The sequence below is a fragment of the Lawsonella clevelandensis genome, from assembly GCF_003241315.1.
Taxonomy (GTDB): domain Bacteria; phylum Actinomycetota; class Actinomycetes; order Mycobacteriales; family Mycobacteriaceae; genus Lawsonella; species Lawsonella clevelandensis_A.
The window spans coordinates 451,371-469,568 of sequence record NZ_QFOZ01000001.1 but is presented as its reverse complement, the minus strand read 5'-3'; the positions used below and the strand labels follow the sequence as shown (position 1 = coordinate 469,568).

General features: G+C 49.3%; 18 protein-coding genes and 1 tRNA gene. 7 read left to right on the top strand and 12 right to left on the bottom strand.

Annotation, left to right across the window (positions count from 1 at the left end; genetic code table 11):
* Window positions 1–2 precede the first annotated feature (2 nt).
* The 4 genes from DI579_RS02145 to DI579_RS02130 all read right to left on the bottom strand — a co-directional run bounded on the left by DI579_RS02145 (window position 3) and on the right by DI579_RS02130 (window position 4,328).
* Entirely contained in the window at window positions 3–188 is a 186-nt protein-coding gene (locus DI579_RS02145; protein ID WP_290595231.1) for a ubiquitin-like protein Pup, read from the bottom strand.
* Complete coding sequence (gene dop, locus DI579_RS02140) at window positions 188–1,783, bottom strand: depupylase/deamidase Dop (RefSeq protein WP_290595232.1); 1,596 nt, start codon at window positions 1,781–1,783, stop codon at window positions 188–190. The genes DI579_RS02145 and dop overlap by 1 nt, the downstream gene beginning before the upstream one ends.
* The gene (gene arc / locus DI579_RS02135) at window positions 1,743–3,392 is read right to left on the bottom strand and encodes a proteasome ATPase (RefSeq protein ID WP_290595233.1); all 1,650 of its coding nucleotides are present in this window, start codon (window positions 3,390–3,392) and stop codon (window positions 1,743–1,745) included. The genes dop and arc overlap by 41 nt, the downstream gene beginning before the upstream one ends.
* A 96-nt stretch (window positions 3,393–3,488) precedes the next feature.
* Complete coding sequence (locus DI579_RS02130) at window positions 3,489–4,328, bottom strand: tRNA (adenine-N1)-methyltransferase (protein ID WP_303678607.1); 840 nt, start codon at window positions 4,326–4,328, stop codon at window positions 3,489–3,491.
* 63 nt (window positions 4,329–4,391) lie between these two features.
* On the opposite strand from DI579_RS02130, the gene DI579_RS02125 reads away from it, so the two are divergent.
* A complete protein-coding gene (locus DI579_RS02125) occupies window positions 4,392–5,264 on the top strand; it encodes a RecB family exonuclease (RefSeq protein ID WP_290595235.1) in 873 nt (290 codons plus the stop codon).
* Between the two features lie 24 nt (window positions 5,265–5,288).
* Here DI579_RS02125 and hisG read toward each other — a convergent pair whose 3' ends face one another.
* From hisG to DI579_RS02110, 3 genes are read right to left on the bottom strand one after another with little or no spacing between them, the layout of a single operon-like run.
* Window positions 5,289–6,146, bottom strand: coding sequence for an ATP phosphoribosyltransferase (gene hisG / locus DI579_RS02120; RefSeq protein ID WP_303678606.1), 858 nt, complete (start codon window positions 6,144–6,146; stop codon window positions 5,289–5,291).
* A 22-nt stretch (window positions 6,147–6,168) separates the two neighbouring features.
* Entirely contained in the window at window positions 6,169–6,432 is a 264-nt protein-coding gene (locus DI579_RS02115) for a phosphoribosyl-ATP diphosphatase (protein ID WP_290595237.1), read from the bottom strand.
* A gap of 55 nt (window positions 6,433–6,487) precedes the next feature.
* On the bottom strand, window positions 6,488–7,147 hold the full coding sequence (locus tag DI579_RS02110) for an HAD family phosphatase (RefSeq protein WP_303678605.1): 660 nt from the start codon (window positions 7,145–7,147) through the stop codon (window positions 6,488–6,490).
* Between the two features lie 217 nt (window positions 7,148–7,364).
* Between DI579_RS02110 and DI579_RS02105 the strand changes: the two genes are divergently transcribed.
* Both DI579_RS02105 and DI579_RS02100 read left to right on the top strand, forming a co-directional pair.
* A complete protein-coding gene (locus tag DI579_RS02105) occupies window positions 7,365–8,723 on the top strand; it encodes an ABC transporter permease (protein WP_303678604.1) in 1,359 nt (452 codons plus the stop codon).
* A 12-nt stretch (window positions 8,724–8,735) separates the two neighbouring features.
* Entirely contained in the window at window positions 8,736–9,542 is an 807-nt protein-coding gene (locus DI579_RS02100) for an ABC transporter ATP-binding protein (RefSeq protein WP_290595240.1), read from the top strand.
* Here the strand turns inward: DI579_RS02100 and mshC are convergent.
* The 3 genes from mshC to DI579_RS02085 form a co-directional block, all read right to left on the bottom strand.
* Window positions 9,539–10,789, bottom strand: a complete 1,251-nt coding sequence (gene mshC, locus DI579_RS02095; RefSeq protein ID WP_290595635.1) for a cysteine--1-D-myo-inosityl 2-amino-2-deoxy-alpha-D-glucopyranoside ligase — start codon at window positions 10,787–10,789, stop codon at window positions 9,539–9,541. The genes DI579_RS02100 and mshC overlap by 4 nt on opposite strands.
* A 124-nt stretch (window positions 10,790–10,913) precedes the next feature.
* Window positions 10,914–11,510: a DUF3090 family protein gene (locus DI579_RS02090; RefSeq protein ID WP_290595241.1), complete on the bottom strand. Its 597-nt coding sequence runs from the start codon at window positions 11,508–11,510 to the stop codon at window positions 10,914–10,916.
* Window positions 11,510–12,337, bottom strand: coding sequence for an undecaprenyl-diphosphate phosphatase (locus DI579_RS02085; protein ID WP_290595242.1), 828 nt, complete (start codon window positions 12,335–12,337; stop codon window positions 11,510–11,512). Before DI579_RS02085 ends, DI579_RS02090 begins: the two co-directional genes overlap by 1 nt.
* A 174-nt stretch (window positions 12,338–12,511) precedes the next feature.
* On the opposite strand from DI579_RS02085, the gene DI579_RS02080 reads away from it, so the two are divergent.
* From DI579_RS02080 to DI579_RS02070, 3 genes are all read left to right on the top strand, one after another.
* Window positions 12,512–13,567 carry a quinone-dependent dihydroorotate dehydrogenase gene (locus tag DI579_RS02080; RefSeq protein ID WP_290595243.1) on the top strand — a complete coding sequence of 352 codons (1,056 nt, stop codon included), beginning with the start codon at window positions 12,512–12,514 and terminating at the stop codon, window positions 13,565–13,567.
* A gap of 183 nt (window positions 13,568–13,750) precedes the next feature.
* Window positions 13,751–13,839, top strand: a tRNA-Leu gene (locus DI579_RS02075).
* Between the two features lie 152 nt (window positions 13,840–13,991).
* On the top strand, window positions 13,992–14,759 hold the full coding sequence (locus tag DI579_RS02070) for a TVP38/TMEM64 family protein (RefSeq protein ID WP_290595244.1): 768 nt from the start codon (window positions 13,992–13,994) through the stop codon (window positions 14,757–14,759).
* Here the strand turns inward: DI579_RS02070 and DI579_RS02065 are convergent.
* On the bottom strand, window positions 14,725–15,588 hold the full coding sequence (locus tag DI579_RS02065) for a DUF3097 domain-containing protein (RefSeq protein ID WP_290595245.1): 864 nt from the start codon (window positions 15,586–15,588) through the stop codon (window positions 14,725–14,727). The two genes, DI579_RS02070 and DI579_RS02065, sit on opposite strands and share 35 nt — an antisense overlap.
* Between DI579_RS02065 and DI579_RS02060 the strand changes: the two genes are divergently transcribed.
* Window positions 15,587–16,399: a hypothetical protein gene (locus DI579_RS02060; RefSeq protein ID WP_290595246.1), complete on the top strand. Its 813-nt coding sequence runs from the start codon at window positions 15,587–15,589 to the stop codon at window positions 16,397–16,399. The genes DI579_RS02065 and DI579_RS02060 overlap by 2 nt on opposite strands.
* 3 nt (window positions 16,400–16,402) lie before the next feature.
* Here DI579_RS02060 and DI579_RS02055 read toward each other — a convergent pair whose 3' ends face one another.
* The gene (locus DI579_RS02055; RefSeq protein ID WP_290595247.1) at window positions 16,403–18,043 is read right to left on the bottom strand and encodes an NlpC/P60 family protein; all 1,641 of its coding nucleotides are present in this window, start codon (window positions 18,041–18,043) and stop codon (window positions 16,403–16,405) included.
* Between the last annotated feature and the right edge of the window lie 155 nt (window positions 18,044–18,198).

Here is an 18,198-nt window from a genome sequence, read left to right as displayed (position 1 = left end):
CGTTACTCTCCGCCTTTTTGAATAAAAGACATGACGAACTCTTCCGCGTTGGTATCAAGCATGCTGTCAATCTCGTCGAGAAGATCATCTGTGTCATCTACTGATGCTTGTAGATGAGTTTGACCGCCACCGAACTCATCATCCTCTCCCCCATTACCATGACCACCAAAAACCTGAGCTTGTGGCATTATGATGCTCCTTCCATGATCTCTTGAGACACTCGATGAAGAATTGTCCCTGGATTACTCTCATTGTCCACGATAGGAGCACAATTAGCAGCTCCCACAGCAAGTGGATCCCCTATATGAAGAGTAAAGATTGTCCCATCCGGTTCCACAACAGACAGGCTATCCCAGGAAGCAGCCATAATAGCGGAACCAAATTTCTGTACAAGAGTACCCCGTAACCATGCGCGAGTACTGCACGGAGGCTGTGAAATAGCGTGTTGTACAGCAGATTCTTCCACGAGCCGAGACATTCTCCCCTTCGCAACAAGAGTGTTATAAATACCAGCGGGACGTATATCGCTATAGGAGAAGTCGAAAGCGCTGAGGCGAGGATCCTCCCAACCACAGTGATAACGTTCCCGCAGTTGTGTAAGAAGGGAGAGTTTCGCCGTCCAATCCAGATAACTAGCAGTGCTAAGAGGATCTGTACGCAGATCAGCTAATACTTTCTCCCACCACGCCATAAGATCAGCAGTTCTCTCCATAGAGAAACAACTGGAGTGCTTCACAACAGTCGTTGAGGTGGGTGCTTGGTCGCCATAAAAATAGGTGAGCACTCGTTGTCGATACTGCTCTTGAATATCCATGGCTGTCATAGCGCCACCACCGGCAAGCGTGAGTGGTGTGCGTAGGGTGAGATCACGCGAAACACTCTTTATTGCCTGTACTGGATCTGCAAGGGCAAGATCGGAGAAATCTACCCCATTCTCAATAGCAATAATGACAAGCATAGTGAGACCCACTTTGAGGTACGTGGCCACTTCTGCCATATTCGCGTTTCCCACAATGACATGCAGACGACGCCACTTCTGCTCATCAGCATGCGGTTCATCGCGGGTATTGATAATGCCCCGGTTCAAAGTGGTCTCTAGACTAATATCCGTTTCGATGTAATCCGCGCGCTGTGAAATCTGAAAACCAGGTATCTGGCTTGCGGTACCAATACCGACACGACCCGCTCCGGTATATATACAGCGGGTGACGAAAAATGGGATAAGGTGCTGTGCTAGCGTCTCAAAATCAAGTGACCGCTGCACTAAATAATTCTCGTGGCAGCCATAAGAAGCACCTTTGCCGTCAACATTATTCTTATACAGCACAACCGGGTAGGAATTCGGCAGTGACGCAAGTGCCTGTGTTGCGTTATAGGCAATGCGTTCGCCTGCTTTATCCCAGAGAACTACCTCAAGCGGATCGGTAACTTCCGGCGTGGAAAACTCGGGGTGCGCATGGTCAACATAGAAGCGTCCCCCATTGGGCAGAATAAGGTTCGCTAAACCTGGTGCATTGGGGTTAACACTGTGGCTAGGGCGGGCACGTCCAAGATCGTAACCGCGGGCATCGCGGAGTGGATGTTCGGGGGAAAAATCCCAGCGAGTGCGGGTATCAGCGGCCATTCCGAGGGAATGTGCATACGCCAGGACAATATCAGTAGAACTGGAGATGGGGCTAAGACGTGGATCGCAGGGTGTAATAATGCCAAATTCCACCTCTGTTCCCAGTGAGCGTGCGTTTTTACCGACAGTTTGAGGATTGTGAAAGTAATCGAATGTCAATGATTCGTTCGCCTCGCTTCCCAGAAACACGAGCCCACTCATCCGGGCGATGAACGTTGGGTAAGTCCTCGTTTTGTGAATACTCCAGGGCTACCGCATCCATCATCATCTGTTCGGTAATACCAGCTGGTTGACCATCAAGTTTGGCTTTAATAGCGGATTTTTTAGCGCGGTCAACAATGTTGTGCAGCATTGCGCCAGAGACAAAATCTTTGAAGTAGAGGATTTCCGTAGAGTGATCCTGATAAGTAACTTCGATGAACTCATTGGCAGGAATCTCTGCATACATGCGTTCCACAGTTCGATTAATAAGTTCCCGGTATGCTGTATCGCTATCTCCTCCTCCTAGCTCTGCCATAGTGGTAGCGGAGAGAGGAACAGCCTGAGTAAGGTACTTCGCAAGGATATCGCGTGCACCTGCTTCATCCGGTCGTCGGATAGAAATCTTCACGTCTAGTCGACCGGGGCGAAGAATTGCTGGGTCGATCATATCTTCACGGTTGGTGGCGCCAATGACGATAACGTTTTCCAGGCTTTCGACACCATCAATTTCGGCTAATAGTTGTGGCACAACAGTATTTTCCATATCGGAAGAAATGCCGGAACCGCGTGTCCGGAAAACAGCGTCCATCTCATCAAAAAAGATGATCATGGGTGTGCCGTTGCTTGCCTTATCGCGAGCCTGCTGGAAGATAAGACGAATCTGACGTTCCGTCTCCCCTACATATTTATTGAGTAGCTCGGGACCTTTGACGTTGAGGAAGAACGATTCTGCACGTATATGGGAGAGGCTCTCACCTGTGTTTTTCGCATTTTGTTCAGCGATTTGCTGCGCGAGCGAATGTGCAACCGCTTTCGCAATAAGCGTTTTACCACAGCCAGGGGGGCCGTACAGGAGCACTCCTTTGGGTGGCCGTAAATCATATTCAGCGTAAAGATCACGATGCAGGAAAGGAAGTTCTACAGTGTCTTTAATCTGCTGAATTTGTGGGGCTAAACCGCCGATATCAGCGTAGGAGACATCTGGGACTTCCTCCAAGATGAGCTGCTCTACCTCATCTCTCTCCACATGATGGTGGGCGATATTCGTGTGGTCATCAACGATGAGAGAGTCCCCTATACGAACTTTTCGTCTCCCCTGATCAGTGCTAATCCCCTCTACTAAATCATGTGCTAGGAGAACAACGCGCTCTTCATTGGTATGGTTTGCGACAAGTGCATGGGTAGTGTCTACCATTTCCTGCACTTTGAAAATCTGCCCTACTGCGGGGGTATCCACAACCTCGACAACGACAAGTGCGTCATTTAGCCGTACTGTAGTGCCGACCTGAATATCAGCAATCTGTACGGTAGGACTAAGTATTACACGCATAGGACGGTTGCTTGTAAAGACGTCAATAGCGCGAGCTGCAGTAGTATCAAGTCCCATATTTTCCTGCCGACGGGGGTTAAGCACTACCCCAAAAGCAGTTGGCGGTGTCGCCAATGAGTCCAGCTCATCTTTGAGCTCAATAAGCTGCTCGCGGGAGGCTTTAAGAAGCTCAGCAAGTTTAATGTTGCGTGTCTCAAGACTGTGCAACTTTGTTTTCAGATCATCAACTTCAGTCATATTCAACAACTACATACGTTGTGGTGGATAAGGACTACGATCCTAACGAGATACCAGCATGTATATCTATTATCTTCTAGGGTAATTCAGAAGGTATTAAGAGCGGCGTGCTTTTCGGCGTGGCGGAAGAGGCTTTGTACCATCAGCGAGCCGCCTGGTGGAAATAAGGAAAGCAGTATGCGCCTGCATACGGTGCTCCGGACGAACTGCGAGCTCAACAACATGCCATTCCCGCACAAAACTTTCCCAAGCGCGGGGTTCCGTCCAGCACTGTTGCGCACGAAGAGCCTCAATAAAACGCGACAGTTGTGTCACTGTGGTGACGTAGCAGATAAGTACACCACCTGGATTAATAAGGTCTTTAACAGCTGGTAGGCACTCTTCCGGATTCAACATATCGAGAATAATTCGATCCACACCATCAGATATGTCATCTCTGGTAACTTGCGCTAAATCGCCTTCTCGGAGAGTCCAAGAATCGGGGTGCTCTCCATAGAAATCGACAACATTGCGTTCCGCTACCTGTAGGTGGTCAGCACGGATCTCATAGGAGTACAGGTGGCCGGTAGGACCGATAGCACGGAGCAGAGAACATGTGAGAGCACCAGAACCAGCGCCGGCTTCTAATACACGAGCACCGGGGAAGATATCTCCCTCCATAAGAATCTGCGCAGCATCCTTTGGATACACTACAGCCGCACTGCGAGGCATAGACAGTGTGTAGTCGACGAGAAGATGCCGAAGTGCAAGATAATGGCCACCAGCAGAAGACTCAATAGAGGATCCCTCCGGCTGACCAATAATGTCATCATGAGAGATGAAACCTTGATGAGTATGGTAGCGCTCCCCTGCTTGTAGCGTCAGCGTAATATGACGGCTCTTCGAGTCTGTGAGCTGGACACGGTCACCTTCTGCGAAAGGGCCTTGAGAACGCATTATTCTCCTCTACTACAATTGCGGAAAAGGGCTATGTTGCACTAACCGTGTACGCTGCCAATTATGACGAACGAACAGACAAGTGAGACTGCTACCCAGGAAACTCCAAAAATTTCCCAACTCCCTAAGCCTACTGCATTAAAGCCCCTTGCTTTATCTGCCTCCCGTGCTAATGATTTTCGGCAGTGCCCGCTACTCTACCGTTTTCGTTCTATTGATCGTTTTCCCGAGCCAACAACAGAAGCACAGTTCAAAGGAACTGTTGTACATGCTGTATTCGAACGGCTCTTTGATCTCCCACTAGCAGAGCGTATCCCTTCCGCTGCGATTGATCTTCTTCCCACAATCTTTAGAGAGCTGCACGCGAAAGAGGACACGTCGGTAATCCCACAAGAAGAAGAGCGTCGTTTCCTCAACGATTGCGCCGCCCTTATTTTTAATTATTACCGAGTGGAAGACCCTTGCCGGTTCGATCCTGCCGGGCGAGAAAAATACGTTCACGTTATGCTGCCGGACAATACACCCGTACGTGGGTTTATTGATCGGTTGGATATTGCTCCCACGGGTGAAGTACGCATTGTGGACTATAAAACGGGGAAGAAACCTCTCCCTCGCTATGCTGGATCAGTTAAATTCCAGATGCGGCTTTACAGTCTGATGTACTGGCGTATCTACGGAGCTTTACCTGATCAGATGAAACTTATTTATCTGAAAACTGGTGAAACGATGATAAGCCAGCCTTCTATCCCAGATCTTATTGATACAGAAAAAGAAGTCGTCGACCTGTGGAACCGCGTAAGAAAGTGTGGAGTAAACGGGGATTTTCCCACACAAAAATCTAAACTCTGCGGCTGGTGCGCATTCCAACAGTATTGCCCAGAGTTTGGCGGTGACACTCCGGACTATCCAGGATGGCCAGGAGAGGCACAACATTAGTGCTTAGTGTTATGTCTGTGACATCTAAAGACGGCATGTGCGCAAGTCTGATGCGAGAATTGCGCTAGCACCAAGTTCGTGGAGCTCATCCATAAGAGCATTGATACCGTGACGCGGCACCATAGCGCGAACAGCCACCCAGCCATCATTCGATAGTGGCGAAACAGTTGGAGACTGTATACCGGGGCTTAGCTCGATAGCCTTATCGAGGAGCTCACGCGGGCAGTCATAGTCCAGCATGAGGTATTTCTTCGCATACGATACACCCTGTATGCGGCCCGTTAGTGTATCTTTAGCACGAGTTAATTCAGAAGTATCCGCGCCGCCGTCACGCTCAATAAGAACTGCCTCAGATTCGCACAGCGGCTCGCCAAATGGTGCCAGACCATGCGCACGCAAGGTACGACCCGATTCCACAATGTCAGCGATGCAATCGGCGACACCCAACTGAATGGAAATTTCGACAGCTCCGTCGAGGCGGATAACACGAGCGTCCATACCCCGGTTTTTAAGATCTGACCGGGTGAGATTGGGGTAAGCAGAAGCAATAGTTTTACCGGCAATCTTATCGACAGTCCACTCTTCGTTAGCGGGGGCAGCATACCGGAATTTAGATGCGCCAAAACCTAAACCAAGGCGTTCACGGACAGGAGCCTGCGATTCGATGGCGAGATCACGGCCGGTAATGCCAAGATCAAGCTGCCCATTACCAACATAGATAGCAATGTCTTTGGGGCGAAGATAGAAAAATTCAACTCCATTGGAGGAGTCCACTACGGTGAGATCTTTATGATCTGAGCGGGAACGGTATCCCGCTTCTTTCAGCATCTCCTGAGCAGGCTCAGAAAGGGCGCCTTTATTCGGAATGGCAATACGCAGCACGGCAGCTACCTTTCAGCGTCGATTAGAGGAATTTGTATATATCGTCCGGGGTGAGACCACGCTTCACCATAATGACCTGAAGCCAATAGATAAGCTGAGAGATCTCTTCTGAGAGTTCATCATCGGACTGGTATTCAGCCGCCAGCCATACCTCCCCAGCCTCTTCCGCGACCTTCTTCCCCAAAGAATGAATACCACCATCCAATGCTGCAACAGTGCCGGAGCCCGCAGGACGGTTAACGGATTTATCAAGAAGTTCGGTGAATAGGTCTTCGAAATTTTTCACAATTCCTATTATTCCACTTTTCTGACGTGCCTAGTTACTTATATTGCTGTGTAAGTCAGATAGACATATAACGACGGAGATCCTGCACGCTAACACCGAGCAGAGAATCCCAGATTTCGTAATCTTCACCTGAATCAAGTCTGTTGTCAGTATGTATTCCCAGTACATGACAGCCAGCAGCCAATCCAGCAGAAATACCCGTCATACTGTCCTCGATAACTAAACAGGATTCTGGTGGAAGGCATAGCATAGTAGCAGCCTTTACATAAGGATCTGCAGCAGGTTTCCCCGCCGGGACCTCGTCACCACAAACACTTACAGCAAAGTTCTCACTGCCGATAGTCTGTAGAGCCACGCGCGTAAGAACCCGTTTTGTATTAGTGACAAGTGCTTGTGGAATACCTGCTGCGTGTAATTCATTAACGAGTTCTTGGGCGCCCGGCTGCCAGTGCATCTCCGTTGTATAGAGTCTGCTCATAGCAGTAAGAATCTTGTCATTAATGGTGCGTACCAGTGTCTCATCGGTGCTCCCCGCAAAACCAGCAAGAGTGCGCAGCAGATTATCCATACTCATTCCCACCGTACGGGCGCGCTGTGCGGGAGTGAGTGGAGATCCTATCTCCTCCATTGCGCCGTAAATAGCTTTATCCCAAAGAATCTCAGTATCGACGAGAGTCCCATCCATATCCCACAGGACTGCACTGAGAGTGCTCATGAATCACAATCCGTTCTCTATACCGTGTATTTAACAAGTATGCTCTGTCGTTTTCTTTACCGCGACGACACGTAAGGGTTTTCTCATAGAAAGATACAGATCTTATAATCTGCTGGGCTATACGTGTTTTCTTCAGTGTATATGCGTAGCCTTTACATTGTTTGATGCGGTTAAAGGTAGATTGTTCGTGTTTAAAGAAATCCGCGATCTCAGACCGATGAGTCTCTCAGTTCTCATCATGACGCTCATTGCCTCGTGGATGCTCACATTATCGTTAGGAATAACGATTGTTGGTGCGCAAGCCTCCGATACAGAAGCTGGAGAACAGTTTTCCTCACTAGGTGGGCTACAAATAGCATTAACATGTATCTCCATCTTTATGTGTCTCCCATCCGTTGTGAAGCTCGCTATTCGGAGAGATTCCCGACGTATTGCACTCTGGCAAGTTATTGGAGCATCCCCTGCTAGTGCGAAGGCTCGTTACACAGGAATAGCATCTATAAGTGCTTTGGTGGGTGCCGTCCTGGGTGGCATATTCGCTTATCTGACGTGGCCTTCCTTCACAGATCTAGTGAAAAACACAGGATTACTCGCACTCCCCTCACTTTCTGACCCACTCACCGTCTGGGCATGGACTTTTGGCCCTGGTACAGCATTCCTTGTACTCCTCTTATCACTGGTGTTGGGGGCACGAAGCATTACCAGAATTGAACCTGTTGTTGCCCTATCAGAAGCCCCGGAGAAAGCTCCCGCTAACAGCGTTACAAAAATTATTTTCTCCGTCCTTATCGTGGCGGGCATTATTGTGGGGTACATAGCCATTGGGAAAACACACCCCATTGGGCAAGCACAGCCCATTTATGATTCAGAAAAACTGAGCGGCATAGTATCCGCATACTGGGGTACGGGGCTGGGGCTTCTCTTGGCCTATGGGCTATCTGACCGAATTATTATTCAGCCCGTTGTGCGATTGATTGGGGCTATTCTGCCTTTGAATTTTTTAGATAGTTGGCTCCTTGCGAAAACCTCTGCCCGTCGTCGATCTGTTGTGTCAACATCAGTCATTACCCCATTAGTGGTGGCGGCATCAGCTGTGGGCTGCATTTTCGGAATGGTAAACCAAACGAAAAATGTGACAATCGCTTTGGGAGCAAGCGAAGCAGATCTTCAGGTCAGCCCCACAAGCCAAATTATTCTTGTCTTTGGTGCCCCCGTTATCGTTGCAGCTTTCGCCGGCGTGCTAGCTGTGTATCTCACAAACGAATGGAGAAAACACGATATTGCTCTCCTCCAAACACTAGGAGCAACCACTACCTCTATCCGCTGGGCAGCAGTATTCGAATGTCTCATCTATTTTGCTGCCGCTGTCGTAATCTCCACAGTGATCCTCGGAATTAATGCACTAGCAATGGGAACTGCACTCCACAATGGCCCTGTACCAGGAGCATCCCCTGTATGGATAGGAAATGAAACCTACTACCTCCTAGCCGTGGGATTCGCACTCCTAGCCATTACCATTGTCATCCCCACCCTGCGGGAATCACACACTCTTCGACTAACTGCCATCGTCCGATAAAGGAACGCCATAATGACCACCACCGTAAATAACACAGTGAATAGCGCAGCGGCTAGAACAATGAACACCATCATTGAGGCGACAGCCTTAACAAAGTCCTTCCCCATTACGAAAAGAGAAAAAGAACTCATCCTCAAAGGAATTGATTTTTCCGTCCGCCCCCAGGAATTCGTGTCCATCGTGGGACCTTCCGGATCCGGTAAATCCACATTCCTTTACTGCATTTCCGGATTAGAAAAACCAGATTCTGGTACCTGCGTACTATGCGGTAAGGACTTAGCTACCGCATCTAACCGTGTAAGAAGTAACGTACGACGCAAAAACGCAAGTTTCATTTTTCAAGACTACAACCTTGTTGATTCCATGACCGCCTTAGAAAACGTCAAGTTAGGGCTGCGTTTTGTGGGTAAGAAAATGTCGAGAAAAGAACTCGATGCACTCTTTGAAAAATTTGGATTAGCAGGAAGAAAAAATTATTACCCAGCACAACTATCCGGTGGACAGCGGCAACGCGTTGCCATTATCAGAGCACTTGCAGTAAAACCACAAGTATTGTTCGCTGACGAACCAACAGGCGCCTTAGATTCTGCCTCCGGTGCACTTGTTATCCGAGAACTCTCCGAGCTCAACCGCAATGGCACAACCATTGTCATGGTGACGCACGATCTTGAGATTGCCGCAAGTGCAGAACGAGCAATTGTTCTCTCCGACGGAAAAATCGTTGATGATATAGCCTCGCCTACTGCAGAAAATCTCTTCGCATCATTTAACCATCACCGTACTACCTCTCCCCTAGCGGTCACTACCCCTAATAATTAATAGAGAGTAACGCCCAAAAGACTATCGATAAGAGTACGCATAGTTGTGGGGGCAGTAGCGTCGTCCCCTAATCCTCGTAATGTCTCATCTGCCCACACATCAATGAGTGCCAGTGCACGAGGCGTGTCGAGATCATCTGAAAGCGCTTCGCGAACGCGCTGAACAGTAGTCACGGCAGGAACACCACTGTTGCGTTCACAAGCCTGCTGCCAACGCTTCTGACGCTCAACAGCTGTTGCGAGAACTTCATCCGACCAGTCTCTATCCGTGGCATAGTGGCCCGCATAAATACCCAGACGGATAGCCCCAGGGTGAACACCCTGAGCACGCAGTTTAGAGACAAAGACAAGATTCCCCAAGGATTTAGACATCTTTACGCCATCGAGGGCAATCATTCCAGTGTGGACATAATGGCGAGCCATGTGGTGACATCCAGTTGCCGCTTCCACATGCGCGGCGGAAAACTCATGATGAGGAAAAATTAGATCGGAGCCGCCCCCCTGAATATCAAAGGAGGTTCCCAAACGGTTAAGAGCAATGGCCGCACACTCAATATGCCAACCGGGGCGCCCCGCCCCCCAGGGTGAATCCCATGCAGGTTCACCAGGTCGCTGCTGACGCCACAATAAAGCATCAAGCGGATGCTTCTTTCCGGGACGTTCCGGATCACCGCCACGTTCTGCAAAGAAGTGCTCCATCGTAGGACGATCATAGCCAGATTCATAGCCGAACTGTTGTGTAGCCGTCACCGGGAAGTACACATCTTGGTAATCTGGATCGTCTTCAGCAGAAATCTGGTATGCGGCGCCTTTATCGAATAGCTTTTGAACAAACTCGATAACCTCGTCAATGGCTTCTGTGGCACCGACATAATGGTCGGGTGGAATAACGCGGAGAGCTTCCATATCGCTGCGGAATAGATCGGTTTGCTCATTGCCTAATTCGCGCCAATCTACGCCGTCGCGTTCTGCGCGTTCGAACAGTGGGTCATCAACATCAGTGACGTTTTGGACGTAAAGAACGTTGTGGCCATTATCTCTAAGAATGCGATTAATGAGGTCGAAAGTAACATAGGTCGCGGCGTGACCAAGATGTGTTGCGTCATAAGGGGTAATGCCGCACACGTACATTCCTGCAGTTTCCCCAGGAGTGACGGCTGTTAGCTCTCCTGCGGAGGTGTCGTAAAGGCGAAGTGGAATCGAGATACCGGGAAGAGTTGGGACAGAAACCTTTGGCCATGCATACATGGACACCAGTTTACTGGCATGCAATGTATGTCGAAGATTAGCCACAGGTGATTCTTTAAGGGCTTATCCTCTCCACCCCTATAGTCAGTCATCTATAACCAGCTACTAGGGGGACAGTGGCACTTTAACGCTGATAATCAGTTAGTCGGTCAATAATCTCACCAAGATCACGGCGATAACCGTTCAAACGAACACAAATGTGTCCTTCTGGATCCATCGGTTCACCGCATAGTGGGCACAATGGTCGGCCAGCTGCATAAACAATTTTAGTTCGATGCGCGAACTGCCGAGCAAAATGAGGACTGAGCATAATGCGTACGGTATCTGGTCCTTCTTCAGCATCATCGGAAAGGATGAGATTCTCATCAAATTCGCCATTGGTGAAAGAAAGAAGTTCAAGAAGAATAGCTGATTTTTCTTCACTCCACGCCAAACCGATCGTCCCCGCCAGGAACTCTGAGTCAAGTGGCAGATCCAGCGGAGAAAGATCATCAACGTGTCTAGCACGACGCGGTAACCGCAAGTTGTAGTAGTCGGCAACATCGTCTAAAAGCTGGTCAATACGTTTAGCGATAAGCCGCAGCTGCATAGCATCAAGTTCTACAGAAACTAATTGGCCATCTTGAACAACTTGCAGATAGTAGCTTTGATCAGGATATTCCCCAATAGCGCCAATAATGCAGCGTGACGGATGGTCGAAAATAAAAAGCCGACGAGACACTAGGCGGTAAGCACCCCGGTTCCAAGGAGAATAAGGACTATTACACCAACGATAACGCGGTAACCCGCAAACCAGTTAAGAGAATGCTTTTCTACAAACTTTAATAGCCATGCGATAGAGATATATCCCAGAATAAAAGCAATAACAACACCCACACCTAGCTGAGAACTAGTTGCTGCCTGACCATGTGTGGGGTTAAAAGCATCTGGTAGGGAGAAAATGCCGGAAGCTAACACTGCTGGAATAGCCAGAAGAAAACTATAGCGGGTGGCTACTGAGCGTTTAAGACCAATAAAAAGTCCTGCAGAGATAGTTCCACCGGAACGTGATACGCCAGGAATGAGTGCCAGGCATTGCGCACAGCCCATAATGATGGAATCTTTCATTGTGAGCTGGTCGAAGTCGCGTTTCCGCGATCCCCATTTCTCTGCTGCCATAAAAACAAAAGAGAACACAACAAGCACACTGGCCGTTACCCAGAGACTGCGGAGATTGTCCCGAATAGCATCCTTTGCCAAAAATCCGATAAGACCGATTGGGATAGTACCAACAATGACGTACCACCCCATCTTGTAGTCAAGATTGTCCCTACGATCCTTGTGGAATAGGCCAATAAACCACGCTTTGATAATGCGGACAATATCTTTAGCAAAAAAGACCAGGACTGCCAGTTCCGTACCAAGTTGTATGACAGCAGTGAAGGAAGCTCCAGCATCTGCTCCCCAGCAGAGACGCGAAACGATATTAAGGTGTCCAGAAGATGATACTGGGAGGAATTCAGTTAGTCCCTGCACGATAGAGAGCACAATTGTTTGTGCCCAACTCATAGTCCCCACACTTGCTCCTTGTTATGGTGCTGCATTCGCCTGTCACTAAGCCTAGCGAAAAGAGTCTGCTAATTGCTTTTCCTCCTGCATGGTCAGCAGTTTATCCTAAAGGGTGGCAAGATAGACATGACAGTCCTCAACCCAGCAGGTAGGTAACCAGTGTTATATGAAGTCGTGAAGCGCACAATGTTCCTTCTTCCCCCCGAGAAGATCCACACTTTTGTGTTCGGCATGATAAAAACACTTCACCTGGTACCTGCGTTAGGGCAATTAGCTAGCTCCGTTTTTAACTACGAGGACGATATTCTTGCCCAAGATCTTTTTGGTGTGCATTTTCCTGCACCATTGGGTCTAGCCGCCGGTTTCGATAAAAATGCAGCAGCATCCGATGCATGGGGACCCATGGGATTCGGCTATGCGGAAATGGGGACAGTGACGGCTGCTGGCCAACCTGGTAACCCGCAGCCACGTTTGTTCCGTCTTCCTGAGGATCGCGCATTGCTCAACCGGATGGGCTTTAATAACCATGGTGCTGGGTATGCCGCAAATAATTTACGTCGCCGCCGCGGTACCACTATTACTGGCATCAACATTGGCAAGACCAAAGTAGTACCCCCGGAGGAAGCAGTGGCGGATTACCGTACATCTGCTCGTTTGGTGAGTGCGCTGGCAGATTATCTTGTTGTGAATGTGTCCTCCCCCAACACTCCAGGCTTGCGTGATTTGCAAGCTGTAGAATCTCTGCGTCCTATTCTGGAGGGAGTGCAGGCAGTATCTGAGGTGCCGGTGCTGGTAAAAATTGCTCCAGATCTTTCTAATGAAGATATTGATGCGATTACAGATTTAGCATTGGATCTTAAACTGGCTGGCATTATTGCCACTAATACAACAATTTCTCGAGAGGGTCTCCGTACAGATGCCGCCAAGGTGGCTGCAATGGGTTCTGGTGGAATTTCTGGGCAGCCGGAGAAAAAACGTTCCCTTGAGGTGCTAGATCGGATCTATGCGAAAACACAGGGACGTATTGTGCTGATTGGATGCGGTGGTATTGAAACTGTTGATGATGCATGGGAGCGGATAACGCACGGTGCAGATCTTCTACAGGGATATACGGCGTTCATTTATCAAGGTCCTTTCTGGGCTCACCATATCCACAAAGGATTGGCGAAGAAGCTACGCAAAAACGGATTTTCATCTATTTCAGAAGCTGTCGGATCTGCTGTGAGATAAACGCGATAATCTACGTTGTACAGGCGATTTGGGGTTTTAGTAGAGTTTGCAGTAAATTAATCCAAGCAACCTAGTGAAACACTTTCGCACTAATTCACACAGATTCATACAGATTCTCATGGATTAGGCAGAAGAGTTCTTCACGGTAGCAGTTGATAATTACACATGATAATTACACAGTGAGTCCGAGTGGCGGAATAGGTAGACGCGCTAGCTTGAGGTGCTAGTGCCCAAATTAAACGGGCGTGGGGGTTCAAGTCCCCCCTCGGACACAAATTCTAAAAACCCTGCACGTGGTATTCCATGCTGCAGGGTTTTTCTGTTGTCACAATAGAGAACAGTGGATACCTAGGAGATAATCGCGGCAGATAGTTGCAGTAGCGAAATACAATAGAGAGAGAAAGCGACAACGAAGGATTCAGTAATGGCAGAAAAACCGGTTTCTGGGGTGCGTGTAGCGCTTCGGAGATTATGGTCACTGCTGTGTTATATCTGTCGTGAAATATGGGCAGGTTTCCGGAGTGCTCCTCTGTGGAAACAACTCATTATTCCCATCGTTATTGTTGTGGGGATACTTCTTCTTTTTCTTACTGATGTGCCGCCGTTAATTGTTGTTCGCCACGGTGTGGCACGGTTGGGTCGTTGGTTCCCCTTCGTTTTTTTCTTGTGCTATGTTCTCCTCACCCTGTTTCCTATCCCTCGCACATTTTTCACGCTAATATCGGGGATTCTCTTCCCACCACTGCTGGCATTAGCAGTGTGCCTTGGTGCCACCGTGCTATCAGCAGTAGTAGCGTGTGCTCTTACCCGCTACGTGTTTCGTGGCTGGGTAGAAGAACACCTGCATCATCCTATGTTGGATGCTCTTAATGAGCGCCTTGAAAAACGAGGATGGTTGGCTGTCGGATCGTTAAGGCTTATTCCGTTTGTCCCGTTTTCTGTACTGAACTATGCTGCCGCGCTTACTCCGGTACGTATGCTTCCTTTTGCAGTGGCGACATTAGTGTGTAGCGCTCCCGGCACTACAGCGGGTGTTTTGTTCGGTGAGGCGGCTGTGGGGCATGCCAATCCTTGGGTCATTCTTGTGGGCTTGTGTTGTTGCGCCATGGGAATTGTGGGCCTTGTTATTGACGCAAAAATGCCCGTAACAACGTCACTCAGAGAGCCCCCGGCTCCGTCACAAAATCAATGAGGCGTTCTACTGCACCAATAAGAGTGGAGTCAAGATCTCGATACGTTTTTACACGTGCGGCAATTCTTCTCCACCCGTCTTGTGGAGTACCCCAGCCAAGACGTTGGCACGTACCAGTTTTCCAATCCTCACCCATTGGTATGTCTGGCCAGGCGGATATCCCCATTGTTGCGGGTTTTACTGCCGCCCAAATATCGACAAAAGGATGCCCAGTGACAAGAACGTTATCGCCAACATTGTCTACTAATGCAGTTTCTTTTGTACCAGTGATGAGATGATCAGCCAGTACACCCACTCGTCGTTGAGGAGAGGGAGAAAAGTAGGCAAGCCGCTCCGGAAGGTTATCGAGACCGGATAGTTCTTCTACCACAATCCCCTCTTGGGCAAGATCATGCCCCCATACTTGCTGCACGATAAGAGCATCATGTTTCCCTTCCACCCATATACGCGATGCGCGTGCTGTACGTGCCCGCTGCGGATGTGCAGCGAGCCGCGAACCACTATTGGAAAGTTGTGGACCACGTGGGGTTTGACGCGGACGAATAAGATGAATGGGCTCCCCTTCTAATAGTAAAAGTCCAGGTTTGGTAGGGAATACTCGCACATGGCCGTGGCGATCTTCGAGGCGTACCAGCAGGCCACTATCTGATTTTTCGAAGCCCACAACAGCTCCGCAGTATTCGGTGGCGGCATCCTCGATGATAAGTCCGCGTGTTCCCTCTACTGTGCGGTACTGTTTCGGAGCTTTTTTCTTAGCTAGGGGGTCTCGTCCATAGCGATCATTCCAATGCGGCATGGCATCCATCATAGTGACTATGCTGGATGCCATGGCTTCTCCTCTTTTCTCCGCTACCTGGTGGCTTCCCGCTTTACACCGTGGCGAAATCAGCCCGGATGATCTTATTGAAGCTCTTCTTCCATGGGGGAAAGACCACCGCATTGTTACTGGTGATGGTCACACATATAGCGGTCTTGTAGAACTACTACGTATAACTCGTCCCTGGGACATAAGATTCCTACAAGTACTGCCCGGAGCATATAGCGAACTTCCTACTACTCCCCCAGGTACTCATGAACTAGTGGAATCCGCAACAGAGGAAGAGAGTGTTCTCAGTACTACCGCATTGGGGGAACTAATAAGTACTGCAGGTGGTGAGGCATTGGCTCTAGGACATCCGCATGAGCACCCTGACGGACCTTTTGAGGTTAGTTTTATGACTCCCCTGCGTGACGTCGTTTTGTGGCGTCTCGTTCCCTTTCCGGGACAACTGCCTCCCATTGTCAATGCGGGACCGCGTGCGGCATTAGGAGACTTACGTCGTGCGGAGGAAGCATCACTACAGAGACTGCAGCACACTCCTCATATCATTAGCGAACAACAAGATGAGGATTTCCGTAATGCCCTTATTGATATTGATAGTGCATTACTTATTAGCGACTCTGTTACATATCCGCCGAGTGTTGAGGGACATTATCTGCAATTGATTTTTGCGGCAGACCACGTTGCTGCAATTGTGTCCGTTACACGACACTATGCGCAGACAGCAGAAACCGCGCTTATCCCACTCTTGCGAACAGCTCAGCGGGCGCGCGGTACTGCCTGGAATGAGTGGCGCTATCACCACTCTCCTACGTTATAAACGTTAATTCATAACCATACGAACAACGTAAGGTGTCATACCCTCCCAGCGGACAGGACTGACCTTGACAACATCACCAGAACATGGTGCTTCCAGCATCATGCCGTCACCAAGGTAGAGGGTAACGTGCTCGCTACCGCCAGGACCGTAGAAGATCATGTCGCCACGTTTCATCTGTGACGCCGGTATCTGCGTACCAGAGGTGTACTGGTAGCCACTGTAGTGAGGCAAGTTATAGCCAAGTGCAGCGAACGAATACACCATTAGGCCAGAACAATCGAAACCGACCTTGTTGTAGTCGCCATAGGAATCCGCTACGCCGCCGTCTCGAATACCGCGGGTTGGGCCATCGACGTTTCCGCCGCCCCACGCGTAAGGAACACCCAGCTGAGACATACCACGGTTAATAACCTTTTCGATTTTTTGCTGGGCACTAAGGAAAAGAGTATCCAGCGAGGCAGCGGCGCCAGGCTTAGCAATGGAGCCAGTATCAGGAACGACTGAACTTGCTGATCCATCGCCTTCAATGGCATCGGGCACACTAGCCAAAAGATCGATGCTATTAGTAACGATAGACAAATGTGGTATTGCCTTAATAGTTACGTCAGTGGCAATGCCAACGGCTACAGCTGCTTCTGGGCTTTGCTTCGCTACTTCTCTCTGAATAGTTCCGCCAAGCCTTCTCCACTCTGATGGTGGAATAGACTGCAGTGCTTCTATCGGCAGCTTAGCGAGATCTGCAGTTGTGTTCACATGACTAAGGTCAACATGTGCACTAGCTGCAGTATGGACAGCTGCACGGGTTATTGCTGCTCCGCTTCTTGCCCCTTGCACTACACCTGCTCGAATTGCTGCTTCGTCAATGGTGCCATTATGAACTGACTGTGATCGGGCGGAGGATACCTGCATCTTCTGCAGCTTAGTAGTAAGGGTGGCACGTTTCTTAGCAAGCTGTTCAATTTCTTTTTGCTTGGTGCGTACCGCGGTGCGAGAAGCAAGCAGAGTATCTTCCGCATCATGATTTCGCGATACAGCCCGTTGGGTAGCAGCTTCTGCAGCGGCGGCTGCTTCTTTTGCATGCGAGGAGCGGTTCGCGCTTACGGCGCGGGCTTGTTTGAGTTCATCAACAATGGAGCTTTGTTGTGCAGCTGCACGGCTAATAACTGCATCACGCGCCATAACTGAGTCGGGATCTTCTCCACTCATTAGCTCGAGTGTAGAACTGCTCGTTGAGGTATTTCGATAAGCATCGGCAGCGATGGTATTCAGCTGCTGTTGTGCGCGCAGTACATTTTTTTGTGCAGTGGCAAGTTGAGCAGCTGCAGCATCAGCTTCTTTTTGAGCATCAGCTGCACGGAGGCGAGCACTTTGGAGGTCTACGAGAGCCTTGTTTGCTCGTTCTTGATCTTGGCCAAGCTGGTGTTGCAGGGTAGCAAGATCCTGGTTTGTGGTAGCGAGTTGCTTAAGCAAGGCGTCCAGATCTGTATCCGGACCTGAATTTTCTCGTTGATTGTCAATATGCGGCTGGGCTTGACCGAAGCCGGCACCAGTGAGCGCAACAGCGCCCGTTACACCAACACCAACTAGTGTTCGTCCAGTTGTCTTGATGGCAGTGTTTCGGTTGGCTTTGTGTGGGGTGCTCACAGCTACTCCTTTCCACTTACACAAAACAGGAGTCCGTGTTCTTCCCCGAACACGGCTTTCCCTATTCATGAATGTGGCAATCTACACTAGTGTGACACTTGTACCGTACGACACTTCGTCACCATATGAAACATCTTTAACAGAATTACTCTTAT

Bases quoted from the DNA above. Each gene is read 5' to 3' on its own strand.
- DI579_RS02145 (WP_290595231.1), bottom strand. From the start codon at position 188: ATGCCACAAGCTCAGGTTTTTGGTGGTCATGGTAATGGGGGAGAGGAT.
- arc (WP_290595233.1), bottom strand. From the start codon at position 3,392: ATGACTGAAGTTGATGATCTGAAAACAAAGTTGCACAGTCTTGAGACA.
- DI579_RS02130 (WP_303678607.1), bottom strand. From the start codon at position 4,328: ATGCGTTCTCAAGGCCCTTTCGCAGAAGGTGACCGTGTCCAGCTCACA.
- DI579_RS02125 (WP_290595235.1), top strand. From the start codon at position 4,392: ATGACGAACGAACAGACAAGTGAGACTGCTACCCAGGAAACTCCAAAA.
- DI579_RS02110 (WP_303678605.1), bottom strand. From the start codon at position 7,147: ATGAGCACTCTCAGTGCAGTCCTGTGGGATATGGATGGGACTCTCGTC.
- DI579_RS02105 (WP_303678604.1), top strand. From the start codon at position 7,365: ATGAGTCTCTCAGTTCTCATCATGACGCTCATTGCCTCGTGGATGCTC.
- DI579_RS02100 (WP_290595240.1), top strand. From the start codon at position 8,736: ATGACCACCACCGTAAATAACACAGTGAATAGCGCAGCGGCTAGAACA.
- mshC (WP_290595635.1), bottom strand. From the start codon at position 10,789: ATGTATGCATGGCCAAAGGTTTCTGTCCCAACTCTTCCCGGTATCTCG.
- DI579_RS02085 (WP_290595242.1), bottom strand. From the start codon at position 12,337: ATGAGTTGGGCACAAACAATTGTGCTCTCTATCGTGCAGGGACTAACT.
- DI579_RS02070 (WP_290595244.1), top strand. From the start codon at position 13,992: ATGGCAGAAAAACCGGTTTCTGGGGTGCGTGTAGCGCTTCGGAGATTA.
- DI579_RS02060 (WP_290595246.1), top strand. From the start codon at position 15,587: ATGGCTTCTCCTCTTTTCTCCGCTACCTGGTGGCTTCCCGCTTTACAC.
- DI579_RS02065 (WP_290595245.1), bottom strand. From the start codon at position 15,588: ATGGCATCCAGCATAGTCACTATGATGGATGCCATGCCGCATTGGAAT.